This window comes from Cytobacillus oceanisediminis (assembly GCF_004366035.1).
Taxonomy (GTDB): domain Bacteria; phylum Bacillota; class Bacilli; order Bacillales; family Cytobacillaceae; genus Cytobacillus; species Cytobacillus oceanisediminis_C.
Window position 1 is genome coordinate 189,210 of record NZ_SOEE01000009.1, and the last position, 26,091, is coordinate 215,300.

The 26,091-nt window shown below is 42.6% G+C and carries 29 protein-coding genes and 2 riboswitches; of the genes, 5 read left to right on the forward strand and 24 right to left on the reverse strand.

Annotation, left to right across the window (positions count from 1 at the left end; all coding sequences use genetic code 11):
- Positions 1 to 69 precede the first annotated feature (69 nt).
- The 11 genes from DFO72_RS22125 to DFO72_RS22175 all read right to left on the reverse strand — a co-directional run bounded on the left by DFO72_RS22125 (position 70) and on the right by DFO72_RS22175 (position 10,431).
- The gene (locus tag DFO72_RS22125) at positions 70 to 801 is read right to left on the reverse strand and encodes an ABC transporter permease (RefSeq protein WP_113884268.1); all 732 of its coding nucleotides are present in this window, start codon (positions 799 to 801) and stop codon (positions 70 to 72) included.
- Positions 802 to 1,512, reverse strand: coding sequence for an ABC transporter permease (locus DFO72_RS22130; protein WP_113884269.1), 711 nt, complete (start codon positions 1,510 to 1,512; stop codon positions 802 to 804).
- On the reverse strand, positions 1,509 to 2,420 hold the full coding sequence (locus tag DFO72_RS22135) for an ABC transporter ATP-binding protein (RefSeq protein ID WP_113884270.1): 912 nt from the start codon (positions 2,418 to 2,420) through the stop codon (positions 1,509 to 1,511). The genes DFO72_RS22130 and DFO72_RS22135 overlap by 4 nt, the downstream gene beginning before the upstream one ends.
- 265 nt (positions 2,421 to 2,685) lie before the next feature.
- Positions 2,686 to 3,558 (reverse strand): DUF1259 domain-containing protein, encoded by an 873-nt coding sequence (locus tag DFO72_RS22140; RefSeq protein WP_113884316.1) that lies wholly within the window; start codon positions 3,556 to 3,558, stop codon positions 2,686 to 2,688.
- Between the two features lie 275 nt (positions 3,559 to 3,833).
- Positions 3,834 to 5,195 carry a sensor histidine kinase gene (locus DFO72_RS22145; protein WP_113884271.1) on the reverse strand — a complete coding sequence of 454 codons (1,362 nt, stop codon included), beginning with the start codon at positions 5,193 to 5,195 and terminating at the stop codon, positions 3,834 to 3,836.
- Positions 5,192 to 5,860 carry a response regulator transcription factor gene (locus DFO72_RS22150; RefSeq protein ID WP_113884272.1) on the reverse strand — a complete coding sequence of 223 codons (669 nt, stop codon included), beginning with the start codon at positions 5,858 to 5,860 and terminating at the stop codon, positions 5,192 to 5,194. Before DFO72_RS22150 ends, DFO72_RS22145 begins: the two co-directional genes overlap by 4 nt.
- A 117-nt stretch (positions 5,861 to 5,977) precedes the next feature.
- Positions 5,978 to 6,505, reverse strand: a complete 528-nt coding sequence (locus DFO72_RS22155) for an RNA polymerase sigma factor (RefSeq protein WP_113884273.1) — start codon at positions 6,503 to 6,505, stop codon at positions 5,978 to 5,980.
- A gap of 321 nt (positions 6,506 to 6,826) precedes the next feature.
- Positions 6,827 to 8,281, reverse strand: coding sequence for a PH domain-containing protein (locus DFO72_RS22160; protein WP_113884274.1), 1,455 nt, complete (start codon positions 8,279 to 8,281; stop codon positions 6,827 to 6,829).
- Positions 8,278 to 8,772: a PH domain-containing protein gene (locus DFO72_RS22165; RefSeq protein WP_113884275.1), complete on the reverse strand. Its 495-nt coding sequence runs from the start codon at positions 8,770 to 8,772 to the stop codon at positions 8,278 to 8,280. Before DFO72_RS22165 ends, DFO72_RS22160 begins: the two co-directional genes overlap by 4 nt.
- A gap of 16 nt (positions 8,773 to 8,788) precedes the next feature.
- Positions 8,789 to 9,694, reverse strand: a complete 906-nt coding sequence (locus DFO72_RS22170; RefSeq protein WP_113884276.1) for an ABC transporter ATP-binding protein — start codon at positions 9,692 to 9,694, stop codon at positions 8,789 to 8,791.
- Positions 9,694 to 10,431 carry an ABC transporter permease gene (locus DFO72_RS22175; protein ID WP_243856241.1) on the reverse strand — a complete coding sequence of 246 codons (738 nt, stop codon included), beginning with the start codon at positions 10,429 to 10,431 and terminating at the stop codon, positions 9,694 to 9,696. The genes DFO72_RS22170 and DFO72_RS22175 overlap by 1 nt, the downstream gene beginning before the upstream one ends.
- Positions 10,432 to 10,534: 103 nt before the next feature.
- Between DFO72_RS22175 and DFO72_RS22180 the strand changes: the two genes are divergently transcribed.
- Both DFO72_RS22180 and DFO72_RS22185 read left to right on the forward strand, forming a co-directional pair.
- Positions 10,535 to 11,251, forward strand: a complete 717-nt coding sequence (locus DFO72_RS22180; protein ID WP_113884277.1) for a response regulator transcription factor — start codon at positions 10,535 to 10,537, stop codon at positions 11,249 to 11,251.
- Positions 11,238 to 12,956 carry a sensor histidine kinase gene (locus tag DFO72_RS22185; RefSeq protein WP_113884278.1) on the forward strand — a complete coding sequence of 573 codons (1,719 nt, stop codon included), beginning with the start codon at positions 11,238 to 11,240 and terminating at the stop codon, positions 12,954 to 12,956. Before DFO72_RS22180 ends, DFO72_RS22185 begins: the two co-directional genes overlap by 14 nt.
- A gap of 97 nt (positions 12,957 to 13,053) precedes the next feature.
- Here DFO72_RS22185 and DFO72_RS22190 read toward each other — a convergent pair whose 3' ends face one another.
- Positions 13,054 to 13,380 (reverse strand): permease, encoded by a 327-nt coding sequence (locus tag DFO72_RS22190; protein WP_113884318.1) that lies wholly within the window; start codon positions 13,378 to 13,380, stop codon positions 13,054 to 13,056.
- A gap of 66 nt (positions 13,381 to 13,446) precedes the next feature.
- A complete protein-coding gene (locus tag DFO72_RS22195) occupies positions 13,447 to 13,650 on the reverse strand; it encodes a helix-turn-helix transcriptional regulator (RefSeq protein ID WP_113884279.1) in 204 nt (67 codons plus the stop codon).
- A gap of 221 nt (positions 13,651 to 13,871) precedes the next feature.
- Between DFO72_RS22195 and DFO72_RS22200 the strand changes: the two genes are divergently transcribed.
- The gene (locus DFO72_RS22200; protein WP_166672532.1) at positions 13,872 to 14,012 is read left to right on the forward strand and encodes a hypothetical protein; all 141 of its coding nucleotides are present in this window, start codon (positions 13,872 to 13,874) and stop codon (positions 14,010 to 14,012) included.
- A 25-nt stretch (positions 14,013 to 14,037) separates the two neighbouring features.
- On the opposite strand, the gene DFO72_RS22205 is transcribed toward DFO72_RS22200, so the two are convergent.
- Positions 14,038 to 14,397, reverse strand: coding sequence for a hypothetical protein (locus DFO72_RS22205; protein WP_113884281.1), 360 nt, complete (start codon positions 14,395 to 14,397; stop codon positions 14,038 to 14,040).
- Between the two features lie 134 nt (positions 14,398 to 14,531).
- On the opposite strand from DFO72_RS22205, the gene DFO72_RS22210 reads away from it, so the two are divergent.
- Positions 14,532 to 14,909 (forward strand): VOC family protein, encoded by a 378-nt coding sequence (locus DFO72_RS22210; protein WP_113884282.1) that lies wholly within the window; start codon positions 14,532 to 14,534, stop codon positions 14,907 to 14,909.
- A 50-nt stretch (positions 14,910 to 14,959) separates the two neighbouring features.
- On the opposite strand, the gene DFO72_RS22215 is transcribed toward DFO72_RS22210, so the two are convergent.
- The 8 genes from DFO72_RS22215 to DFO72_RS22250 form a co-directional block, all read right to left on the reverse strand.
- On the reverse strand, positions 14,960 to 15,463 hold the full coding sequence (locus DFO72_RS22215; protein WP_113884283.1) for a VOC family protein: 504 nt from the start codon (positions 15,461 to 15,463) through the stop codon (positions 14,960 to 14,962).
- A gap of 127 nt (positions 15,464 to 15,590) precedes the next feature.
- Positions 15,591 to 16,610 (reverse strand): MoeB/ThiF family adenylyltransferase, encoded by a 1,020-nt coding sequence (locus DFO72_RS22220; RefSeq protein ID WP_113884284.1) that lies wholly within the window; start codon positions 16,608 to 16,610, stop codon positions 15,591 to 15,593.
- Positions 16,607 to 17,374, reverse strand: coding sequence for a thiazole synthase (locus tag DFO72_RS22225; protein ID WP_113884285.1), 768 nt, complete (start codon positions 17,372 to 17,374; stop codon positions 16,607 to 16,609). The genes DFO72_RS22220 and DFO72_RS22225 overlap by 4 nt, the downstream gene beginning before the upstream one ends.
- A gap of 1 nt (position 17,375) precedes the next feature.
- Positions 17,376 to 17,579, reverse strand: coding sequence for a sulfur carrier protein ThiS (gene thiS / locus DFO72_RS22230; protein ID WP_113884286.1), 204 nt, complete (start codon positions 17,577 to 17,579; stop codon positions 17,376 to 17,378).
- Positions 17,576 to 18,715 carry a glycine oxidase ThiO gene (gene thiO / locus DFO72_RS22235; RefSeq protein ID WP_113884287.1) on the reverse strand — a complete coding sequence of 380 codons (1,140 nt, stop codon included), beginning with the start codon at positions 18,713 to 18,715 and terminating at the stop codon, positions 17,576 to 17,578. The genes thiS and thiO overlap by 4 nt, the downstream gene beginning before the upstream one ends.
- Positions 18,715 to 19,323 carry a thiazole tautomerase TenI gene (tenI, locus tag DFO72_RS22240; RefSeq protein WP_113884288.1) on the reverse strand — a complete coding sequence of 203 codons (609 nt, stop codon included), beginning with the start codon at positions 19,321 to 19,323 and terminating at the stop codon, positions 18,715 to 18,717. Before tenI ends, thiO begins: the two co-directional genes overlap by 1 nt.
- A gap of 88 nt (positions 19,324 to 19,411) precedes the next feature.
- Positions 19,412 to 19,522: riboswitch (TPP riboswitch) on the reverse strand.
- A 24-nt stretch (positions 19,523 to 19,546) separates the two neighbouring features.
- Positions 19,547 to 21,331, reverse strand: coding sequence for a phosphomethylpyrimidine synthase ThiC (gene thiC / locus DFO72_RS22245; RefSeq protein ID WP_113884289.1), 1,785 nt, complete (start codon positions 21,329 to 21,331; stop codon positions 19,547 to 19,549).
- A 129-nt stretch (positions 21,332 to 21,460) separates the two neighbouring features.
- Positions 21,461 to 21,575, reverse strand: a riboswitch (TPP riboswitch).
- 179 nt (positions 21,576 to 21,754) lie between these two features.
- Complete coding sequence (locus DFO72_RS22250; protein ID WP_113884290.1) at positions 21,755 to 22,039, reverse strand: hypothetical protein; 285 nt, start codon at positions 22,037 to 22,039, stop codon at positions 21,755 to 21,757.
- Positions 22,040 to 22,191: 152 nt separating this feature from the next.
- On the opposite strand from DFO72_RS22250, the gene DFO72_RS22255 reads away from it, so the two are divergent.
- A complete protein-coding gene (locus tag DFO72_RS22255; protein WP_113884291.1) occupies positions 22,192 to 23,826 on the forward strand; it encodes a bifunctional metallophosphatase/5'-nucleotidase in 1,635 nt (544 codons plus the stop codon).
- 358 nt (positions 23,827 to 24,184) lie between these two features.
- On the opposite strand, the gene DFO72_RS22260 is transcribed toward DFO72_RS22255, so the two are convergent.
- Both DFO72_RS22260 and DFO72_RS22265 read right to left on the reverse strand, forming a co-directional pair.
- Entirely contained in the window at positions 24,185 to 24,721 is a 537-nt protein-coding gene (locus DFO72_RS22260; RefSeq protein WP_113884293.1) for a DUF3267 domain-containing protein, read from the reverse strand.
- Between the two features lie 125 nt (positions 24,722 to 24,846).
- Positions 24,847 to 26,064, reverse strand: a complete 1,218-nt coding sequence (locus DFO72_RS22265; RefSeq protein ID WP_113884294.1) for an MFS transporter — start codon at positions 26,062 to 26,064, stop codon at positions 24,847 to 24,849.
- Positions 26,065 to 26,091: the final 27 nt, after the last annotated feature.

Genomic DNA, 26,091 nt, shown 5'->3' on the forward strand with positions numbered 1-26,091 from the left:
ATAGAAAAAGTTTCAAAAAATTACAATTTACCCATTAAAAATACCAGGGTCTCTCCCCTGGTATCCTGTCTACACAGCCTTCCGCTGAAAATAAAAATAGCCGCCAAGATAAAACAATAAAAAGAATCCGCCGATAACAGTCAGAAGCTGTTCCCAAGGGATAAAGAATATATCGCCAGTATCTGTCGCTGGATACATCATTGCAAACGGCTGTGCCCACGGATAATAGGGGCCCACTTTCTCGGAATTCATCGCCAGAATGGATGGCAGCGTAAAAACGACGTTGACCGCAAAAGGTGCCGCAAAGCTTTTGAACCAGACGGACATCCACAGCTGCAGGGCGACTAATGGGAAAGTCGCCACCCAGCCTCCCAATATGCTTTTCCAGATAATCGCTGCCGGAAACGGATCGGCTACACCTTTATACAATCCTGCTCCAAAAATGGCAGCTAAATATAATAACTGGATAAACAAAACCAATAGCAGAATCAATACATACTTAGCTGCAAACACTTTTCCCCTTGTGACAGGCAGCGCCAAAACCTGCTTCCAGCCCCCGGACTGATGCTCATACCGGCAGACAAGGCTTGCCAGAACCCCTGTGACTAACGGCAAAAAGAGGACCGAATAAGGCAAATTCATATAAATCAAAAGCATGTACCATTCATTCATCGCTCCCGCCGTTTCGACTGCATCTGCCCCAATCCCGGCACCCAGCCCAATCAGCGGTCCCACTAAAAGAATGCCGAAGATCTTTGATTTACGCAGTTTAAACCACTCTGACTTCAAAATAGACAGCATCTATTTCACATCCCTTCTCGCAAAATCAATCATGCCGGCTGTGTATAATAAAACGCCGGCTCCAATTCCAAGCAGGACGTTGATGAGCGGTTCATTCCACTCATTCAGCAGCAGCGGCCATTTCCAAATCAGCCAATCCGGCAAAGTAAAACCAGCATAGGTCAGAATCACACCCAGAATCCCCAGAGTGATTGGCACACCCTGGTTTACACTCACAGTCGCTATCCAAAGCTGCAGCGCCAAAACTGGCAAAGCTGCAAAAAAAGGATAAAAGCTGTATTTCAGCAGACCCGTATACGGAATCTCCCCGCCCAAATCCAGAAACAATCCAAAAGCCATCGTGAACAGCATCAAAAGCACAGAAGAAGTCAGAAGCAGAATCGACAGCACCGTGAACTTCGATAAATACACGCTCATCTTTGAAACTGGCAATGCAATCAGCTGTTTCCAGGCGTTCGTTTCATTTTCAATGCTTGACATAAATGACGTCAGAATTACGATGCCCAGCACAATCGCCAGCGGTGTGAACGAATGGATATTATCCAAATAATACCCCCACCGGTCATCATTCTGCCCGAACAAATAATCCTTGCGCACCCCGTAATTGACCATCTGCATGGCTACTACCCCAATTGGACCCAATACGGTCAGGAACCAGATTCCTTTGCGCTTAATCTTCATAAATTCAGCTGCCAGCAATTTTCCCATCATCCGGCCTGCTCCTCCCTCGTCATCTGAAGGAAAATGTCTTCCAATGATCGCTTTTCTTCTTCCACCCGGTAAACGGAAAATCCATCTGCTACAAGTCCGCGTACAGCCTCAGCCACTTGCTCATCCGATTGCTGCGGCAGCGAAATGATGCCACTATCCAAACCAGCCTTCATTCCTCTTCCCAGCAGGGAGCGCCAGGCTTTGTCGCTCTCGCTGACCTTTAATAAAACAGATTGCTGTGAAAACATGCGCATCGCCTCAATAGAATCCTGAAAAATCATTTTCCCTTTCGTGACAATACCCACTGTTGTCGCCATCTGATCAATCTCTGAAAGCAAATGACTGGAAATTAACACGGTCATCCCGCATTCCGATGGCAAGCTTTTAATTAAATTGCGAATTTCAATAATACCTGAAGGATCTAATCCGTTTGTCGGCTCATCCAGAATTAGCAATTCCGGGTTATTCAGCAGCGAAGCAGCAATTCCAAGCCGCTGCTTCATGCCAAGTGAGAAACCCTTTACTTTTTTATCACAAGCATCTGTAAGCCGGACAATCTCCAGCACTTCAGCGATTCTCTGCTTCGGCACACCCAGTATCTTTCTCATTGCTTCCAGATTTTCTTTTGCCGTTAAATGGGGGTAATATGACGGTGATTCTACAAGCGAACCTACCCGTCCTAATATATTTAGTCTTTCTTTCTTTAAATCTTTTTGAAAAATTTCAATCCTGCCGGAATCAGGCTTCATCAGCCCCAAAAGCATCCGGATAGTTGTCGTTTTCCCCGCACCATTCGGACCCAGAAATCCGTAGATTTCCCCTTTGGGTATTTTCATTTCCAGACCTGACACAGCTTTCTCCTTACCAAAATGCTTCGATAAATTTTCCGTTCTTACGATATACTCCATTCCTCTCACCTCACTTTCCATCTTAGCCAGTCAAGGTTAAAACAAAGGTAGAGGAAAGTTTAAAATTTGTTTAAATATCTACCCGCTTATGTATTTTGAAACTTATACTTCACCGCTTTGTTCGAAATTTCAGATGGCGGTTTCACTTGTTCGAGATGTCTGGCGCCCAGGCTTCAATCATAAGAGCTATTAATTATAGTAAGGAATATTTAAAAAAGGATCTTCAGCTGGAAGATCCCTTGGTATAAGAAAAAAAGTGACTACTTTATTTACTTTTTGATGATATCGTTTTTTCAGTCAGCACTTCCAAAGCATCTCGTACATCATTGGCAAAGCGAATTGGTTTTTCCACTTTTTCAAAATGCATATACATCAGCCTTGGGTCATCAAAGAGCCAATGATTATGAAAAGCTGTCACAATAATGTCATGTTTACGAAGCTCACTGATGAATGGGTTTATCTCTTCTTGCAGGATCACCGTTTCTCCACTGCAAAGAGCCCGGCCGTCTGCTGTCAATGACTCGAATGCAAACATTTGAGGAATCAATAAAAAGGAATTTCCCCTCCTGCCAAGAACGCGTGGCCTAATATTTGTACGGGATTTCATTACAAGGCAAACCCCATTTTCAAATGTATTCATGCTGCCTTCCAAAATTCTGTTGAACTCTTCACAAAGTTCTTCTCCTCGTCTATTTGATGATCTTTGTACCCTGCCGGATCTTCCAACATTGCGGGTAGTTAATAAGTCTAGTGCATTTCTTACTTTTCTGGCAAAAGCTAAAGGTTCATCAATAGATTCAAAATGCATATACATTAACCTTGGGTTTTCAAAAAGCCAGTGATTATGAAGGGCAGTGACAATGATTCCATCTTCACGCAAGCTGGTCATAAATGGGGTAACTTCCTCCTGCAGGAGGACTGTCTCACCAAGACATAATGCCCGGCCGTCCCGATCGAAATTTTCAAATGAATAAGCCTGAGGAACAAACATAAAGGATTCAGCTCTCCGGCCTAATACAACCGGGTGTATATTTGTACGGGAATTAGTCGCAGTACAAACTCCATTTATGACAGATGGAATTGATCCCAGAATTTCGGCAAATTCCTGGCAAAGATCGTCTGGCTGTGTGTTGTCCATGTTATCCAATTGCAAATCATCTCCTGAACATTATATTTCTAGATATAGTATTCTGGATTGTAAATCCCGAGCATGACCATTATTCATGAACAAAAGTACATTATTTTTCTAATACAGTTGGTTAACAAAATCCTTTCATAGTAATTTTGTTTAGCTAACCCCCTATTTTTAATAAATAAGATGCCATTCCCAGCTTGAGTGACTCCCTATTAATTCACTTAATAAATTTACTAAATGGCATCATAATTATTCTTAATGTCTACACCTAATCGCCTTCATTTAATTCTCCTGATTCTTATCGCTGTACCGTCAACACCAGATTCCATCTCCCAATCCAGCTTCATCCCCTTTACCATTAAATCGATAATGGATAAGCCAATTCCGGCTCCTTTTTCACCGGAACTGTTATTCAGCCCCTTCCCATGATCGATAAAAATAATCTCATCATACTCATAGGTGGATTCAGTCGCCACTTCAAGGTAAAGCCCATCCTTCGCATGCCGCAGCACATTTTGCAGGATGTTATCAAAAATACGGCTCAGCCACACCGGGTCTGCCTGCCATTTCTCTTCAAATGGCTCTAACTCGATGATCACTTCAAAACTTTCTTTCTCAAAAACCGGATACCATGATGCCATACTTTCACGAACAAACCGGACAGCATCCAGCTCGATCAGCTCCTGTTTATGTTTGCTTGCCATCAAAAGCGTGTAGCTCATTAAGTTCTCAATCAGTCTATCAATATTGACAATCGAAGTTTCCAGCGCTTTGACCGCCTGTTTTCCTTCTGGAGACAGATTTTCCTTTGCAATCGAGTATGTTTGCGCATTGATTTTCGTCAAAGGCGTCCGCAGGTCATGGGACAAGTTGGCGATAAGCTCCCTCCGAAGCTGTTCTTCCTCCTGCTCGCGTTGCTTGCTTTCCTTAAGCTCTATGATCATCTCATTAAAGGTCTGTTCCAGCTGGCCGATTTCATCATTCTTTTTCACATCAATGCCGATCGGAAGATTATCCATATCCCGTCTTTCCATCGCCTCCTGCAGATGAAGCAGCCTTTTGCGGATGCCACGGAAAAATAAAAAAGAGACGATGATAAACAGGGAAATGATCAAAAGCAGGCCCGCTCCTAGGAGAAGTCCATATTTCTCTGTTACCTCCACGATCGGCGGAAGAAATAAATTCCTCGGTATTTCAAGAACGATAAAACCATTCTTTTCATCCCCGCCAATAAAACTTATAACTGTAAAAGGATCCCCGCCATACCGTTCCTTTATAAACTTCGCTGTAAAGGCAGGAGTCCAATTAGCTGGCAGATCACCCTTCACATCCAGCTGCTCCAGTACATTTCCCTTTTCATCCACCCAAAACATCGAGGCATCAGGATAATCATTTTTCCATTTCGAAAAAAGCCTCTGAATGGTTTCACTTGAGGAATTCTCCAGTTCTGCTGCATCCGCATGCCATTTTTCTTCAATATGATTGGGGTCGGATTCATTCTTGTTTTTTTCTCCTGAAATATCCTCTTGGAGACCCATAACCAGCATGGCCACAAGTAAATAAGCTGCCTGGAACAGAAATAAGGCAACCAGAATAATCGCCATATACTTTGCCTGCAGCGATCGGAAAAACCTTTTCATATCTTTACCCTGTAACCGATTCCGCGGATGGTCTCAATGATTTCAGGACGCGAAGGGTTCCTCTCGAGTTTTTCACGAAGATAGCGGATATGAACCATAAGGGTTTTGTCGCCCTCCATATATTGTTCTCCCCAGACGCCTTCATAAAGCTGCTCTTTTGTCAGTATCTGATTCAGATGGCGAATGAAGTACTGAAACAGCTGATACTGCTTGCCTGTCAATTGAATTTCACCATCTGCTTCCCGATCGATAATCCGCAAATCCTTTGTATGTACCTGTATGTGGTGAAGCTCCAGCACCTGATCATTCTTTTGAAATCGCCTTAACAGCACTTCAATCCTCGCAGCAAGCTCATCCGGCTGGAAAGGCTTTGTCAGATAATCATCAGCGAAGCTCAGGCCCTCCAGCTTATCCTCCACTGCTGTTCTTGCCGAAAGCATTAGTACTGGCATGTCATTCTTTACTTTCTTAATCCGCTTGCCAAGCGAAAACCCATCAAGCCCCGGAAGCATCACATCCAAAATGGCAATATCGGCATCAGAAAGATAATTTTCCATACCTTCTCCAGACTGCAGCCAGATCACCTCATAACCTCTTTCCCCTAAATCATTTTTTAGCCAGCTGCCAATATCGCCTTCATCTTCTATGTATAAGATGCGAACCATTTTCTCCACCCTTTATCATTATTGGTGATTTTATATTAACACAATTTGGAACTTCTCCTGTCTCGAGCCTATCCTAATACAAAAAAACGGACGTGCTTGTTACACACGTCAAATTTGTCAAAACTCATATCGACGGAAGCGCGGACCTTCAGCCTGATACATTTTCTTTAACATTTGCTTTGCTCTGTAAATCCGGGTTTTTACCGTTGAGATGTTCATCTTTAAACGAAGCTGAATTTCTTTTAATGATAGATGTTCAAAGTAGTATAAAATGAGCAATACCTTATATTTTTCAGGCAGCATGGCCACCTTTCTCTGCAAGTCCTCATATTCAACGTTTCGGATCAGCGCTGCTTCAGGAGTTGCTGCTTCTTCATTTGTAAGCAAACCTGTCTCTTCGCTTAAATATGAGCAATCTCCTTTCATATTACGAATTTTATCGATGCAATAATTTTTCGCCACGCAATAGACCCATGTATCCAGCGTACTGGTTCCTTTGAAGCCGCTCCGCTTTTCAAAGCACTTAATCATGACTTCATGGGAAACATCTTCTGCCATAAATCTGTCCTTGAAATAAGAAAGCGCGATATGATACACCTTTTTTCTGTACTTTAGGTAGAAGTCACTGTCACTTAATTGATTCATCCTTATCAATCCTACTATTCTATTTCTATGTAAAATTCAGAGTCAGAGAGCCTCACACTATAATAACGCAGCTTTCGGCACACCCTTTACCTCAAGAACGCCGTTTCATCACAGTTATCTTAGTTTTGTACTCAAAGAACCCTTCCCCGATATATTCCTTAAGATGGCCGAGAACTTCACCAATGACGCGGGCTGGCTTTATAAAACATTCTTCTTGCTCAGTTATTGGACAGTTCTGATGAAAAAGAAAACCTCTATGATTATCTTGTACTTGTTTATACGAAAGGTAATCTTTAAAGTTTCAATTTTATGGAAGAAACCCTATTTTATTTGTACTTCATCCGTACGGCTCTTATACCAAGAATAGAAAGAAGAAGCCACATCTGCCGGCACATTCTCCACACTGGCATGCTGTACAGGCTTACCTCGATTCACTGTCTGTATGGAGGCAAGCCCAAACAGCTTTTGCCACCGTGTTGCCGTTACTTCTGCCTCAATAATCTTACTTCTTTTAGAGATAAATAACCGCGTGCCAACAATGCCGGTTTTGAATTGAATAAAAGGGCCATTGATCAAATATCGGGCATTTGTATACCCAGCGACTCGTACAAAGACAATTAAGGAAAAGAGAAGGATAGACCCTACCAGCCAGGTTTCTTCAATACCCAGGAATTCAGGCTTGAAATAAACCAGGGCGGCTGTTGATAGGATCCATAACCAGCTTGGCTTTAATAAGCTTGCCCATAGGGCCTTTTTCGGAAGCGGGTGCATCTTCTGTAAAATTTCATAAGCCGGCAATATCTCCTCCGCTATCTTATAAGCCCGATCAACAGGCAGAAAAGGAAATAGCGAATTTACGCCTTCCTTTTCATCTCCTTCTGAAACATCACCTGCTGTCACCAGTTTCACTTCAGCTGCCCCGGTCAAACGTTTCATCATATTCTGCCTGATCTCTATTGCCTGGACTCGATCTTTTGAGATAGAAAAGGAGGTCTCTTCTAAGAATCCCTTGCGGATATAAATCCGGGTCTCGTCAGAAAATATTTCATATTTACCATACTTGATAAAGGTCCGCAAGAAACCTGCCAATATAGATATAATCAGAAAAAAGATGATTGCAGCAGCCTGCACCTGCCAGGAATCCAGAAATCCCTTCAAAAATCCTATTCCTCTTTCTTCCAGATCAATAAAGTCAGATATCTTTGTATAAATAGAGGCTATTAAAGACAGCAGTACAAGAAAGCTTAGGGATGTAAAGGCCGCTTTTATAAGATCTTTTTTTCCGGGAGAAAAATGCAGTGTTTTTTCACTCACTTCCGGCACTTCCGCTTTCGTTTTCGCTGAAACCGCCTCTTCCAGCCAGTTCGCTTCTTTTAAGGAAATTACCTTAAACTCTATTGAAGACTCACTTCCATCCATTCCTGTTTCAAAGGTAAGAGATGTGAATCCAAATAGCCGGTGAAGCAGAGACGTATGTCTCTGGATATTTTGGACTTTAGTAAATGGGACAGTTCTCTTGGAGCGGACAAGGATTCCCTTGGATAAATGGATATGAGCACCGTCCACTTCATACTTATTTGATAGCCAATCTATGAGAACATACAAAGCAGCCAAAGCTATAAAAGGAAGAAAAAGCTTCCGTCCCCATACAATCAAAAAAGATTGGGAGCCCGCTTTCATCACAAATAAAAAGAGGGCAATGAAGGCTGAATTTCTTAGTAATTGAATGAGTCCAAACAATATAATAAGCGGATGATATCTTCTGGCTTGCTTCATTCGTCCTCTTCCTTTACTTTGGCAAGTCTGGCTATCTTATTTCTTAATGAAACAGCCTCCTCTTTTGGCAATGCCGGAATTACATGAGAGGAACCCATCGTCCCCATGCTTACGGAATATAGGCCGTATTTCCGCATAATGGGACCCTGCATGGTTTCAACCGATTGTATTTTGGTCATGGGGATCAGCAGATGCTTTTCCTGCCACACGCCTGACTTCAGCTGGACATATTCTTCATCCACATCGTAACGCCAGCTTTTGTACTGAATGTAAGGCGATATGAAAGACCAAATTGCCGCCGGTATCGATATAGCCAATAAAATGATCAGGATCCACCCGATCCATTCTTTCCAAGAAAATCGATCATCCAGATAAAACAACACTCCGAGAACAGCAAATCCGATGATATTTTGGATCGCCTCACTGATGATCCATACCCGGATGGCGTTCCGTGATACCCTGTTTCGGGGTTCTCTTATATTTACATGCATATAAATCTCCTATCTATTATTCATTTAAAAAGATTTCTTCGAGGGATGGCTCTTCAACCTCCACCCGCAGAACATCCGTCTTGCATTGTGTGAAAGCCCTTATCATTTCAGCAATCTTATTCTCATCGCTGATTGTGATCACTGTATAAGTATCCCCGTGTTCAAGCAGGCTGCCAGCTGACTCAAGCCATTGCTCCAGCTTAGCTTGCTCCTGCTTTGGCACGGTGGAGTGTTTTATTTTGACTGTTATGGTTGACCGGTAAAAGGCCCGTAACTCTTCCATCGTTCCAATCTTATCAATAATTCCATCCCGCATAATGGCAATTCTTGAGCAAATTTTCTCCACTTCATCCAGATTATGCGATGTCATAAAAACCGTCTTCCCCTGTTTTTGAAACTCTTTAATGAGGCGGTGAATGAGAATAACAGATTCCGCATCCATGCCCGATGTAGGCTCGTCAAGAAAAATCAGTTCCGGATCATGAATAATAGCCTGAGCAATCCCCAGTTTCTTTTTCATGCCAAAGGAGAACTTGCCTGCTTTCTTATTGGCATGTGACAAAAGATCAACACTTCTCAGGACCTCCAGACATTTTTCTTTTGAAGCCCTGGCACCCGATAGCTCTGAGAAAAAGCGCAAATGATCCAGAGCGGTCCATGACCCATAGAGAGATGAATAATCCGGCATAACCCCTACTCTTTTCAACACTTTGCTATCAGGACCCTCAACCCCAAGAAGTGAGTACGTTCCGCTGCTTGAGGAAACGATGCCTGTCAGCATATTAATAAAGGTGGATTTACCTGCACCGTTACGTCCAAGAAACCCAAATATCTCGCCTTTTCTTACGGCTAAATCCATTCCCATGACCACCTGATGGGCACCATAGGCTTTTGAGAGCTGTTTCGCTTCAATGGCATTCATCAGCATTCCCTCCTTCTAAAGACAGCATATGCAGCCAGCAGCATCATACCTGCCAATCCCAGTATGACTAAGAAAGTAAAATCATCCCGCTCCAAATAGTAAAAAGGAATAAAGTATTTCATCCAGTTCACCCAGCCATTTGGAGAAAAAGCAGCCCAAAATCCAAAAGCAGGAAGCATCAGCCCCAGAATGTTTCCTAAAAACATGGTATATCCAGGTCTAGGGATAAGCACGGACAATAGGACAGCTAAAGCTGCCTGGTAAGTCACCAGACTCATCGTCTGGGAAAAAATAAACAGATCAAACTTCTTGGAAAAAATACTGATCAGCAAAAAAGACACTACAATGCAGAACAGCCAGAAAAACCATATTCCAAGAAATTTACCGAATAATATAGTAGAGCGTGATGCCCTTGTCACCAGAAACCTCATTGTACGCTCATGGATTTCTCTGTTTATTGTGTCGTGGGACAAACCGAACACAAATAATTGTCCAAGCAGCAAAATGACACTTAAAAGACCGATCGTATGGATATCCTCAGCCTCACCTGCCGTCAGTTCCACTCCAGATGATAGTACACTGGAAAACTTCGCTGCATAGTACGATACTGCAAATAATATGGCAATCATAATAATGGATTTAATCCCTTTAAAAAGACTTATAAACTCTCTCTTGCACATCACAAACATTTTCCATGCTCCCTTCATCGTGATTCTGATTAAAGTATATACCGTCAATCTTACCCACTCCGAAATACCGCCTTAATTTTTCCTTAATTCCTATATTTTTGGAAATAGAGTGATATGATAGGTTTGAACAAACTAGATTAGGAGAATAACCATGCAAGATTCAAGATTACTGCTTGTTGATGACGAACAAGCCATTTTGCACATGCTATGCACGATTTTACAGCGTGAACAATTTAGAAATATCGATACCGCCTCTACTGCTGCACAAGCATTAGAACTCTGCCGGGCCAATACCTATGATCTCATTCTATTGGATGTGATGCTCCCTGACCGCAGCGGTTTTGATATTTGCCCTTTAATAAGAGAAACGACTGATGCTCCCATCTTCTTTCTTACTGCACGATCCACCGACCTTGATAAACTTTCAGGATTTGCCCTAGGAGCAGATGATTATATTACCAAGCCTTTTAATCCGCTTGAAGTGGCTGCGCGAATTAAAGCACACTTGCGCCGCCATAAAGGAAGTCAGCCTGTTCCCGTACAGACAATCTATGATTTTGGAAGAATTAAAATCAATACTTCAGCAGGGGAAGTTACTGTTTCTGGAAAAAGGATAGACCTGCCAGCGCAAGTCTACCAGCTTCTCCTGTTCTTAAGCAAACATCCCAATCAGCTTTTCAGCAAAAGCCAGCTTTATGAGCATGTATGGGGAGAAGAAGGATTCGGGGAGGACAACACGGTCATGGTGCACATCCGAAAGCTCCGGGAGAAAATTGAAAGCAATCCAAGCAGCCCCTGCCACATTATTACAGTAAGGGGACTTGGCTATAAATTTGTTCCGGAAGGCAGTCTTCATGAACATCCATAGACGATTCATCTTTCAATTTTTTGTCCAATTGATTACCGTTTTTGTGCTCTTTTTTATCATTCTGATTTCTTTTTGGGCTTTTCTTGGTTTTTCAATGATGGATTTCGAGTCCAAACAGGATCTCTCCAAAGCTGAAGATTATTTTGTATCTGACCATGTTAGCTTTAAAGACGGGAAGGCTGTTTTTAAAGAGGAATTGAAAAGACTGGCAAAAGAACAGAATGGATGGCTCCTTGCCATTAATGAAGCCGGAGATGTTCTGGGCACTTTCAATATGCCGGATAAAGCTCCTAAAAAGTTAAAGAAAAGTGAAATCGCCGCCATTACTTATGGGGAAAGCAGTGAAGCCCATTATACATATTGGAAGATCGGCACTAAACCGTATTTTGTCCTTTTTGGAAAAGCCAAGGCTGAGACTAAACTTCTGAATCAAATATCCCCACGTGTGGATTGGAAACAACAGAAGCTGAACCTTTCTGAAAACGCAGAGAACGAACTATCCAGGAAAAATGCCTGGGTCCAGCTTATTACTCCCACAGGTACTGTAGTGGATGGGTATGGAACCAAAAATCAGCGAAACAAATACTCAGTCAAAGAGCTATTCGCAGAGCAGGATACGGAAGGCAGCACACCAGCAGTGTACTTTGATCCAAACACAGAAAGTGCCATCCTGTTAGGGATTCCTGCTGACAATAAGGCTTCGACTCTGGAAAAAAGTTTATTTGAAAGTCTAAATAGAAGTCTCATTATCATTTTTGTCATGGCATTTCTGCTGCTTCTGTGGGGAACTCTCTGGTATGCGCGCAAATTCGGTGTTCCTCTGCTGACATTAATGAAATGGATTCAAAACCTTGGGAGAGGGCTATATCAGGAGCCTGCAGATGTCTATGGCCGGCCGGTAACACTCAGCAGAAAAGGAAAATTGAAAAGAAAGTTCCGTCTTTATAAAGAATTGATTGCAACCTTAACACAGCTTACCGAAACTCTTCAGCAAAATGAGAAGCAGCAGCGGATAATGGCCAATACAAGAGAAGAATGGATCAGCGGCCTTTCCCATGATTTAAAAACTCCGCTATCCTCCATTTCCGGATATGCTCAAATGCTTGCCTCCAATGATTACACATGGTCCGAAAAGGAAACAAAGGAGTTCGCCCTTATAATGGCTGAAAAGTCGGATTACATGATGGATCTGCTGGAGGACTTAACGTTAACCTACCGTCTCAAGAACAATGCTCTCCCAATTGCCAAAATGCCAACCGGCTTAAACGAATTCATTCGCCGAATCATCATTCATTACATTAATGATCCAGTCTATCAGGACAGAACATTCCATTTCATTCCGCATCCTGAATCCATTACGGCTTCCATTGATCCCAAATGGTTTCAGCGGATTTTGGATAATATCATAGCCAACGCGATTAAATATAACCCGCCAGGCACAGCCATTTCCGTTAGCCTCTCTTCCATAGAAGAACATCTGATTGTCATTAACATTAAGGATGATGGCATCGGCATGGACAGTGCCACACTTGGAAAGCTCTTCAGCCGCTACTATAGAGGAACCCATACAGGAGAAACCGGAAGCGGATCAGGACTTGGCATGGCCATCACCAAACAGCTTGTCCACCTCCATGGAGGTACCATCAATGTTCAAAGCGAGCCGCAAATCGGCACCCTTATCCGGATTATGCTGCCAGTCGATTAACACAGCAAAAGAGTGCAAAGTGCACTCTTTTGCTGTATATTGCAATTCAATCAAACGTTTGATTGATATTTTTGAGTTCTGTGAATGCCATCTTTTATCAATAAATCCTCGAATAAATAACAAATGATAAAAACACGGTACAAATCAGCAAAGTCGATAAAATATTAACGGCTTCACTTGCCGTTAATAAAATTAGATCCAGTTTCAGCCCCAGGTTAAATGCAATTAAATACATCATCATGGCAAAAAAAGAGACAAACATCCCTTTTTCCCTGATCAGCTTCATCCGCTCATCTTTCTGTTTAAATTGAGGATACAAATAGCTTAAGCAAAAACACATTACCGCCATTCCAATCATGATATATGACTCGGACGGCGGGGCAGAATCAGCCATAACCCCTGCATAGACGATAAAACCGCTCATCGCCAAAAAGAATAATCCTAAAATGAGAAATGTAATCTGATACCGATCCTTCAATCCGGCTCCCCCTTAATCTTTTTTTCCTTCATAAATAAATAATTCTTCAATTGTGGTACTAAATGTCCTTGCCAATTCGAATGCGAGCGGGAGGGAGGGATAATACTTGCCCTTCTCTATGGATATTACTGTCTGCCTGGAGACCCCAAGTTTAGCCGCCAGCCTATCCTGTGAAAAGCCATGCCTTTTGCGAAACTCGACTAAATTATTTTTCAATTCGTTCACCTCACCCAAAGTACAGGTTAATGTAAAGTTTCTTTAACGTCAAGTAAACTTTACATCATTAACAGAAAAATACAGCATACATACCAAAGTACTTCTCTATGTTTTAATTTTTTTATTTCCCTGAGTGTCCGAAAAACTTAAGGCATAGCCTCATAAAAAGAATGCAAACTAAAAACGCACATGCCTTAATGAAAATAAAGGGGGTGAAAATCATGGAAAAGAACAAAAAGAACCAAAAGAACCAATCAAATCATAAGAATAATGCACTTCCAAAAGATACAGAATTTGCGGATGACAGAGAAAATGGTCTTGAAAGAGTCGCTTTAAAAGCTCAAAGAGACAACACCAAGTAAGCCATTTGGGACAGTTAAACTGTCCCTATTTCCCCCTGTCATTACGGCCAAAATGCATGTGGTATACCTTTCTTGTTTTAGTTTCAGCTTCTATATTGCTGATAAATCGTTCTTTAACCTCTTCCATCAGCATACTCGCAAGCTTTTCAAGCCTTTTTGGACCGAATCCGGTCAATTTTTCAGAGATTATCACCTTGAGCTCTCCATATTGCTTATACATTCGAATGCTTCCATGCCCAGTTCTTTTTGTTTTTCCTGCAGTAAAATCAAAATCATATTTTTGCTCAATAAAGGAAGAAACCTCGGGAAGACCCAAATTCTCATATAACGGCGGAAATTGATGATGGACAGGAGGATCGGTAAAACGTATGGAATCTATGTTCATAATCCCTCTCCTCTCAATGTTTACAGTAATTATCTCCAATTAGGAGTAAATTCACGCGAACCTTTCCATACTGAAATTGTTTTTCCCGCAATGGACTGATAAAATCCTTATTATAAAAAAAGGAGAACTTAGCTATGATCAATAAAATTGGAAAAATCACAGTATACGTTGAAGACCAGGAAAAGGCAAAAGATTTTTGGCTGAATAAAATGGGGTTTGTTCTAAAGCTCGAACAGCCTATGGGACCAAATGCTGCCTGGATTGAAGTTGGTCCAAGCAATGAAGAATTTATAACTTTAGTTCTTTATTCAAAGGCAGCCATGGAACAGCAAAACCCATCTGCAATTGCCCACCCATCCATCCTTTTCAGCACATCTGATATTGAAGCTGCCTATGAACAAATGAAACAAAATGGCGTGGAAGTTGAAGATATGCTAAAAATGCCTTTTGGAACTATGTTTACGTTTAAAGACCAGGATGGAAACAACTACTTATTGAGAGAGGATAAGTAATTCTAAGAAGACCTGTCCTTCAAATGCGGAGTGAACAGGTCTTTTTTCGCTTAGCCTTCAAATGCTTTCTTCAAAGTATTCAAATCAATCTTTTTCTCCATTTGGAGCAATGCCTTCATTACTCGCTCAGTTTTTTCAGAATCATGGCTGCTGATCATTTCGCTTAAATCTGCAGGTACGATTTGCCAGGATACGCCAAACTGATCCTTAAGCCAGCCGCAAGCCTGTGCCTTCATGTCCCCGCCTTCACAGAGCTTTTCCCAATAGTAGTCTATTTCTTCTTGATTCTCACAATTGACTATAAATGATATAGCCTCATTAAACCTAAATTTTGGCCCGCCATTCAGAGCAGTAAACTCCTGTCCTTCCAGCTGGAATTTCACAGTCATAACCTTTCCCTCTGTCATGCCGCTAAGTTCGTGTCTTTCATTTCCATAGCGGGTTATCTTGCTGATAGCTGAGTTCTTAAAAATCGATGTATAAAAGTTTGCTGCCTCTTCAGCTTCTGTATTAAACCATAAGTTTGGTGTGATTTTTTGGATTTTCTGTTTCATGCTATCAACTCCTGTTTAGATGCTCTTCACCTTCATTTTAGCCTAATTTCGAGTTTGATATTTAAAGTACTTACTATTTGTCTATTAGTCAATAGAGCCTGTCACTCTTAGCGACAGGCAAAACTCATTATCCCAGGAAACGATGATACAGGTTCTTGGCCTGGAGAATGTCTCTTACCCCGTGTACCAGCACTCTTCCATCCTTAAATACAACCACTCTGGCCTGATTGATCTTAAATGAGAGCAAATAAGGGTTGCTCTCTACATTGATACCTTGAGAGACCAGGGATTTTTCCAGATAAGCAACATCCACATCTTGAAGGGCTGAAGGCCGGATTTGAACGGTATCCCTTCCGCAAAGCAGTGCTGTTTTTGTCTGATTTCTATAATCCAGGAACGGATAAACTGGATTAGCCCCGCACGTTAAGCAATGCGGATTCTTTAAGGAAGAAACATTAACAGAACTAAAATGATTTTTCCATACATCAAAAGAAACAAGTGTCCCGCGTAAGGATTCAAAGTCTTCTGCTAATATCTTTAATGCCTCAGCAGACTGGTGAGCCGCAACCATTTGAATAGCCGGCTGAATAACACCAGCCGTATCGCAGGTAGTCCCCCCCAATGGCAATTTGTCCATCAGGCAATTCAGGCACGGTGACACTCCAGGCAAGAAGGTATAGCTTAAACCATAGCTCCCCACACAGCCTCCATATATCCAGGGAATCCGGTGCTTCTGAGATATATCATTGACCAGAAAGCGAATGTCAAAATTATCCGTTGAGTCAATGATTAAATCAACACCCTCAATCAGCTCTTCAATTTCCTGTATTCCTACATCCATAATACGGGCGATAACTTCCACCTCTGAATTGATGGCTTTTAGGCGGTTAGCCGCTGCTATCGCTTTTGGCGTTTTTCGAACAGCATCTCCTTCACAATAAAGCTGCTGGCGCTGCAGGTTGCTCCACTCCACATAATCTCGATCGGCAATAGTTAATTTACCGACACCAGCCCTTGTGAGGGTTTCTGCATTTGCCGCCCCTAATGCACCAGCCCCTACAATCAAGGCGTGTTTTTCCCTCAGCTTTTTCTGTCCTTCTTTGCCAATCGGAGGAAATAACATCTGGCGGGAGTATCGCTCATTCAACTAAAAACCATTCCTTCCGCCGGACTGCTTGCTGATGCATAACGTTTTTTGGGCATTCGGCCTGCTTCATAGCCCAGCCTCCCTGCTTCAATGGCGAGTTTCATTGCTTTTGCCATTTTTACAGGATCATCGGCAGAGGAGACTGCCGTATTTAATAACACCCCATCTGCTCCAAGCTCCATTGCCAATGCCGCATCTGCCGGGCTCCCAATTCCAGCATCCACAATAATCGGCACAGTAGCCTGTTCAGTAATAAATTGAAGATTAATAGGATTAATGATTCCCTGCCCTGAGCCAATTGGCGAAGCACATGGCATGACCGCATGGCAGCCTAGTTCTTCAAGTTTTCGGGCAAGCACGACATCATCAGAAGTATAGGGAAGAACAATAAATCCCTCGTCTAATAGAATTTCCGCTGCTTTTATCGTTTCTATTGGATCGGGAAGAAGCGTTTTGCTGCATCCAATAACCTCAACCTTGATCATGTCGCAGAGCCCGGAAGCTTTGGATAGCCTTGCTATTCGGACGGCCTCCTCAGCTGTACTTGCTCCTGCTGTATTAGGGAGTAATTTATATTTCTGTAAATCCAGCTTTTCCAAAAAGTTGGGCTGGTTCGCTTCAAAAATGTTCATACGGCGTACAGCAAACGTAAGCACATCTGTTTCCGAAGCTTCTACAGCTTCCCTTTGCACATCAAAGTTTGGATATTTTCCTGTTCCTAACAGCAGCCGAGAATTAAATTCATATGGTCCAATTTTCAACAAATCATCCGCCTCCTACAAAGTGTACAATTTCGATTCGATCTCCATCTGTCAGTATGGTTTCAGCATGCATGGATTTATCCAAAATATGCTGGTTTAGTTCGACAATGACTACCTTTTGCTCCAAATTAAAGTGCTCGAGCAGACGTGAAACAGAATTAACTGTTTCCGGCAGCACCATAGCATCTCCGTTAATGACAACATTCATAAAAGCACCCCTTTTGACGAATGGACTAAACATTCAAGGCGGGATAGCTCAAATGGGTTAGGCTGCTCCGTTTTGCCTTCGAGGATGTCTGCCATCAGCTCTCCTGTTGCCGGGGCAAGGAGGATGCCATTCCGAAAATGCCCAGCTGCAATGTATAACCCTTCACAGGCTGGATGTTGCCCCAAAAAAGGCAGCCCATCAGCCGATTGCGGACGAATTCCTGTCCAGGCACCTTCCCATTCTGCATGCGCGATTTCCGGAACCAGGTTTTGAGCCTTTTCTATCAGCAAGGATATCCCCCCAAAGGTCACCTTCTCATCAAATGAATTTATCTTAACCGTCGCTCCAACTACCAATCTCCCAGATTGCTTTGGAACGATATAGCATCCGTGGGAAAAGATCGTTCCCTGTACAAGCGGTTTTTCAATCTTGACTGAGAAGCACTCGCCTTTAACCGGAATAATGGGCAGCGAAAGGCCCGTTCTTTCAAGAATCTCCCTGCTCCAGGCCCCAGATGCAACAATAACGGAATCTGCCAGAAGTTCTCCCAGGCCGGTTCTGACTCCATAAACCTTTTTTTCTTTTAAAATAAAATCTGATACATGTGTATACTCATATATTTCTGCGCCAAGGGTTATTGAAGCTTTTGCAAAGGCAAGGGACAATTCATATGCCTGGACCTGTCCGTCATTCGGTATATACATGGCCCCCCTCAATTTGTTTGATACGAATGGTTCACGTTTGATCAGGTCATCAATCGTAAACCATTCGGCCTGCTCATCCGCTTTTTGCTGGCTTTCTATCAATCTTTTTAATACCAGCTCCTCTTCTTTATTAGCAGCCACTTTATATACACCCTTATTTTGATAGCCGATGTGCACTTGTGTTAAATCTTCCAGTTCAGGAATCAGGCTCTGGTACATAGATCGGCTTTTGCATGCCAGCTGGAATAGCGGACCGTCTTCTGTCAGTTCCGTTTGGGCTCCTAAAATTCCAGCTGCCGCTCCGGAAGCCTTTCCGGCTATTTTTCCCTTATCCAAAACGGCCACTTTACACCCTCTTTTAGCCAGTTGAAAAGCAATGGAGCTTCCGTTAATGCCACCACCAACTATAAGGGCATCAAATATTTTCCTCATCATTTCCCCTCCGCATTTAACTTATTTGAAAAGAGCTTCGCTGCCTCTACAGGGTCCTTTGCCTGCAATATCCCTGACATTACAGCAATGCCATCTGCCCCTGCCTCCAAAACCTCTGGGACTTTTTCTGGTTTAATGCCTCCAATTGCCAATACCGGAATTTCTACTGCCTTTTTAAGAGCCTGAAGTGACCCAGTGCCCCTTGGCGGAACTCCCTTCTTGGAATCGGTTCTAAATATGTGCCCAAACAGGACATAATCAGCCCCCTGTTTTGCAGCCTCTTCTGCTTCTTCAAGAGAATGTACAGAACATCCGATGGGCATATCCAGAAAATGCGTTTTGACAACATGGACTGGAAGGCTGTGAAAAGCAAGATGAACACCTGTTTTACATGTCCATGCAACATCCACCCGATCATTGATTACAATTTTATGAATGGGGATTCCTTCATTACAAAGCAGCTCAACCCCTTCATATAGCTCCCTTGAGGTTCGATTTTTTTCCCTTAAGTGGAACTTGTCTGCAAAGGGTGCCACTTTACCTGCTATCTCAGCAAAAGCCTCTAGAGAAAGCTTTCCATCTGATATAACATGCAGCTGTTTTTTCATAGCCGATGCTCCCAAGCTATTTTTAGATTTTCTGTAAATAAAAAACCACCTTCAAAATAGAAAGTGGGGGTATGAGGCCCTGGAATATAGACCTGATACTCCACTTCCCTACGCTGGTATTCATACCAGATCAGGTTCCAAGGGTCTTAAAGTATTTGCTTTAATCTCAGCCTGCCAACAGGCACCCCCAGCGGATATAAATTTCTATTAAACTATAAAAAGATTACTGATAAATGTTTCCCCCGGCCTTATTAAATTCCTCAGCTTTTTCTTCCAGTCCCTTCTGTATCGCTTCGTCGGTTTCAAGCTTATGCTCTTTTGCATAATTCCGGATATCTTGGGAAATTCTCATACTGCAAAATTTCGGCCCGCACATGGAACAGAAATGAGCGGTTTTTGCCCCTTCAGCAGGCAGGGTTTCATCATGGAATTCCAAAGCGCGCTCAGGATCCAATGAGAGATTGAATTGATCTCTCCAGCGGAATTCAAAACGTGCCTTTGACAGGGCATCATCCCTTTTTTGCGCTCCAGGATGTCCCTTTGCCAGATCTGCAGCATGCGCGGCAATTTTATACGTGATGACACCCTCGCGGACATCGTCTCTATTCGGCAAACCCAAATGTTCTTTTGGGGTAACATAGCAAAGCATTGCAGTCCCATACCAGCCTATCATGGCAGCCCCGATTGCAGAGGTAATATGGTCATATCCCGGAGCTATATCAGTCGTAAGGGGTCCAAGTGTGTAGAATGGTGCTTCTTTACAGATGTCCAATTGTTTATCCATATTCTCCTTGATTAAGTGCATTGGAACATGGCCAGGTCCCTCGACCATTACCTGTACATCCTGTTCCCAAGCAATCTTCGTCAATTCCCCAAGTGTTTCAAGCTCCGCAAACTGAGCCTCGTCATTTGCATCTGCAATCGATCCCGGCCGCAGTCCATCCCCCAGGGAGAAGGCCACATCATAAGCTTTCATGATCTCGCAGATTTCTTCAAAGTGTGTATATAAAAAGTTCTCTTTATGATGATGCAGGCACCATTGGGCCATAATGGATCCGCCCCTCGACACAATTCCGGTCAAGCGCTTTGCCGACAGCGGAACATACCTCAAAAGGACACCTGCATGAATCGTAAAGTAGTCAACCCCCTGCTCTGCTTGTTCAATTAAGGTATCCCTGTATACTTCCCACGTAAGATCCTCGGCAATGCCATTAACCTTTTCAAGTGCCTGATAAATGGGAACAGTACCGACCGGAACGGCGGAGTTTCTAATAATCCATTCGCGTGTAGTATGAATATTTTTGCCTGTAGACAGATCCATAATTGTATCTGCTCCCCATCGGGTAGCCCAGGTCATTTTCTCTACCTCTTCTTCAATAGAGGATGAAACAGCCGAGTTTCCAATGTTCGCATTAATTTTCACATGAAAATTCCTTCCGATAATCATTGGCTCGGTCTCAGGGTGATTGATATTGGAAGGAATAATCGCCCGTCCTCTTGCTACTTCAGACCGCACAAATTCCGGTTCCATATTTTCCCGAATGGCTATAAACTCCATCTCAGGGGTTATGATCCCCTTTTTTGCATAGTGTAACTGGGTGACATTCTTCCCTTTTTCCGCTCTCAATGGCTTGCGGTTTAAGCCGGGAAAGACTTTATGATTGGCACGCGAATCATTTTTGTCGCGAAACCCATTATCCTCGGGCTTCACTTTTCGACCTTCGTACTCTTCAACATCTCCGCGTTCATGAATCCACTTTCTTCTTAATGCAGGAAGCCCTTTTTTTAGATCTGCCGTATACTGAGGATCGGTATAAGGTCCACTCGTATCATATACACGAACCGGCTCATTGACTTCTTCACCAAACGTTCCGGCAGTGGGGCTTAATTCTATCTCTCGCACCGGAACCTTTATATCAGTCCTGGATCCCTCCACATATACTTTTTTGCTGCCAGTAAAGCTCGACATAATAGAAATACTCTCATGATTTAAAGAACTTGCAGTCATTGATCATCTCTCCCTAATTAAAAATGTAAGGACGAGACCTGGAACCAAGGAAGTGCCAGATATGTAAAAAAGCCGGTCCACATAAAGATGGACCGGCTTAAACGCAGATGTCTTTGCACAAAAAAACTCTTTTGCACATTCTAACTTCCCCACGCTGGTATGATCCAGATCAGGTCCAAAGAGTCAAGAAACTTTAGCGCGTTTCTTTCTCAGCCCAAGCTATTGGGCACCCCTAGTTATTGCTATTAAATTCAATTCTAGTATACAGAATGGCGGAAACAAATGAAAGGAATTTTTTTCAGAATTCTGTCAGACGAAAAATTTTGCCTTTATTCTGCTCCTAACCTCGTTTTCCTTAATTCAGTTTTTTTCTTCTGAATGTACATCAAATCAGCCGCAGACGTTTTCCGCGACTTATGCAGGTTAATTCCCGTCAGACTCCTCATCATTCATATCCATATCACTTTCATCCATACTCTCTTCATCTTGTGGTGATTCTTCATTCATGCCGGGCTCCTCCATATCAGATTCTTCTGATGTGCCAGGATCCTGCATTTCACTATCTTCATTATTGTTTTCTTCCATCTGATTATCTTCCAATTCCACATCTTCCGTTTCCGGAGGCGGATCCTGTTCATCCGTTCCGCATCCTGCCAACAATAATCCTGCACTCAATGGAATTGATAGCCATAGCTTCTTATCATTCATGTATTGTCATCTCCTTTTGCAGTATCATGTTCTTTAAGACCTTACCCTTTTGGCAAGTGGCCAAACTTTTCCTATCTTTAATACCCCATCATCCGATTAAATCCCTAATATCTGCAAATACTATCCCTGCCACAATTACTGGAGGATGAATGATGAAAGTACTTTTCTCCCTTATATTATTTAGCTTCCTGGGAATGCCTCTATACAGCGGACAGGCTGCAGTAAAAGAACAATGGGATCAGCAGGGCCTTTCTGAAGAATATCACGGCCATGTTGAAGAACGTTCAGAAGCACCATACAAGCAAATTCAATTGCTGGGCATTAATGATTTCCATGGGCAGCTGAATGTCACTCGGCAGGTTAACGGCAGACCTGCAGGACGCGCTGATTACCTCGCTGCCTATTTGCGGCAGCGTGCTTCTGAAAATGAAAACACCATTTTACTTCATGCTGGAGACATGATTGGAGCCAGTCCGCCAGTATCCGCTCTTCTGCGGGATGAACCGACTATTGAATTTTTGAATAAGATGGGGTTTGATATCGGCACGATCGGCAATCATGAATTTGATCGAGGATCTGATGAACTGCTTCGTCTGCTAAGCGGCAGCATCCCTTCAGCAACAAAAGATTATTCCGGATCCCATTTCCCTTGGATTGCAGCCAATGTCATCAGCCAAAAGTCAGGCAAGCCCTTCCTTCCTCCATATAAAATAGTAAACGTCAGCGGGATCCCAATTGGATTTATCGGAGTCATCACGAAAGAAACACCGGCCCTTTCCGCGCCTAACAGTGTGAAAGATCTGATTTTCACCGATGAAGCTGAAGCCATCAACAAGTATGTCCGAGAACTTAAAAAACAAGGAGTAAGAGCCATTGTGGTACTGGCGCATGTCCCTGGAAAATCAAAATCAAATGGAGAGCATGCAAGAGGCCAGTTAATAGAGTTGGCCCATCAGGTGGATGACGAAGTGGATATTATGTTCGGAGGCCATAGTCATGACTATCTGAACAGTGTGGTGGATGGAAAGCTTCTTGTACAGGCCTACTCATATGGCACTGCCTTTTCTGATGTAGATATAGAAATAGATCCCCAGACAAAGGATATTGTCCACAAGCACTCTGAAATTGTGAATGTTTTTCAAGAGAATATCCAGCCCGCAAACGACATAACCAGGATGATCGAGCGCTATGAAAGAAAAGTAGAATCCACTGTGAACAGATATATCGGCACTGCAGCAATTTCAATCACAGCCGAACAAAACAGAAGCGGTGAATCAGCCCTGGGCAATCTTATTGCCGATTCTCAGCGGGCAGTGATGGAAACAGATTTCGCTTTCATCAATCCAGGAGGAATCCGGGCAGACATTGACGCTGGCCGTGTTACATGGGGAAACTTATATGTCGTCCTTCCCTTCAGCAATCAGCTTGTCAAAATGAACCTGACAGGCAGCCAAATTCGTGATGTCCTCAATCAGCAATGGCAGCCAAATACAACTAGAATTCTTCAGATCTCTGGACTCACTTATACTTGGGATGACAGCAAGCCTAGAGGTGAAAAAATAAATGATATATATCTGTCTGACGGAATATTACTTGAGCCGAACAAAAACTATTCGGTCACTGTAAATACCTATCTCGCTGATGGAGGAGACAATTTTACAGGATTCCGAAAAGGAACAAACAGAGGTACCGGCCCAAGTGATATAGATGCACTAGTGGACTATATACAGAATTCAGCACAGCCATTCAGCTCCGCTATTGATGGACGCATAAAGAGAATAGACTGAAAAAGGACAGCTCGGCGACTGTCCTTTTTTCTTATCCATTTAATACTAATAGCAGGATCGACATCATATCCTTCTATTAGGATCAGAAAGAAAGGAATCGGATAATGAAAAGGTATATTTATTTTCTCATGCTGTTCGGCGTCTTTTTTCCATTTTTTCATAAGACAGCCATTGTTTTTGAAAACTGGAGATTGTGTACAAATACATCCAAATTGATAGGGATCCAGCTTTATGGACTGGATTCAATGAGAAACCTCCTAATATCATCACTGGCGGCCCTGGTTGCTTTTTTTTTCACCCAACTATTTATCGGGTGGGACAACAAACATAAAAGTTCTTAAACATATGGAATTGCAGCCTATTCATAAACTGTAAATTGCGGTTTAGTCGGATGGTCAATGACAAGAGCATCATTTGGAAATTTTAAGAGCTTCTTATACAAAACAAGGTCTCCAAAACACCCAACTGTCAATATCGCCCCTAATATCGATAAGCCAGGCATATTCAGTACCATTCCAAGAACAAGGGGCAATAAACCTGTCGGAATGAATGGCAGCATTAAAACCTTTTTCATTTGCTGAACCGTCACTGGCTGTTTGGCATGAGCATAGGCCACACCCAATTTCAAATTGACTCCCCAGGACATTTCACTCCATGGGACACCGCCAATATAGCGAAAACCTGCCAAATGGATGACTTCATGCATAACAACTATAACGACCATACCAGCTAAAAATAGTAGCGTACCTATAAGATCAAAAGACATTTCGCCTCCGCCATAAATTACGGCATGTAAAAAGAGCACTCCAAATACCAGCGCAATCGTTGCAATGAATAAATAAACCTGCAATTTCATCATTGAAATGGAAACAACCGTTTGTTTTTTATTTTGCAAATTTTCACCCCGCGAGGAATTAGTCGATTACCTATATTTACGGATCACAAACAGCAAGGTTTCAAAAAATGGCCATTGCCGTCAGCTTATATCCTTTATTGCTCTCCCCATTGCCTTTAGCCCTCCTAACTGCCAGCTTCTAATGCATTACCTTTACCTTGAAGCTTCAGCTGAATAAAACCAAAGATGGACGAAATGATTAATAATATTCCTGATAAAATATAAATAAACCGGACACCGATTAGATCAGTTAAGACCCCTATGCCCAAAATGGAGACAACGAAAATCAATTCGTTTAAGACAGATTTAGCAGCAAGAATTTTCGTGAGCATTGTTTCATCTGCACTATTTTGATACATAGTGGTTTGTGCAAGATCCCGCAGCTGATAGGAAGGTCCCATCAATATTACAAATAGCAGCGCTAAGAAAGGATTCGATATAAAACCATACCCCAAAGTAAGAATCCCGAAAGCACTGGAGCCAATCAGCATAAAAATAATCAAACGGCCTTGCAGTAAATAAGAAAGCCGGTAAATGAGGATTCCTCCAGCAATAGTGCCTAAGTAATATCCTCCGTTAATATAGCCCCACCAAGACTCCCCCTTTCCAAGGGCATCCTCCACATAGGTTAACGTAACCGCACCAATCCAAATCGTTCCAGCCCAAGCTTCTATTAAATCCATTATGATCAGGACTCGAAGCCCTTTATCCTGGAAGAGCAATTTCCAGCCAGCCATTAGACTGGACAGCATTCGGAAGTTTGAGTTCACAGCAGGTGATTGGCTTATTTTTATCAAAAACAAGCTTAGAAGAGAAATAAAAAGTAGAATGATCGTAATAATCAATGTGAATTGTTTGCCAAGGAAAGCTAACAGGATACCACCAAAAGTCCACCCTGCAAACAAGAAAGTCTGGTCAACACTTGAGAGCAGGCTATTCGCTTTGACTCTTTGCTTTTTAGGAATAACAGCTTTTACCATGGATATTTTAATAGGTGAGAAAATGCCATTAAAAAAGGATATAAGGGCCAACACAAAGAAAATAGCCATTAACATAAAATCCGTCATTTGCTGCGAGAGTAACATCATTAATCCAGCAATCAGAACGATCTGGCTTATCTGGGAAAACTTCAATAGATTTATTGGCTGAGATCTATCCGAAATGGATGGAAGCAGTATATTGCTGATCATTCTCGATATGACACTAACCAATGTGACGGCTGCAGAAAGTGCTGTGCTCCCTGTTTCATTATACAAATGCAGCACCACAGCCATCGTGTACAGGGCAAACCCAAGATTCGCTGCTGTCTGGCTTACTAGAAGAGCGTAAAATGAACGATTCATCACTAAACCCCTATCTAAAAGAATTTT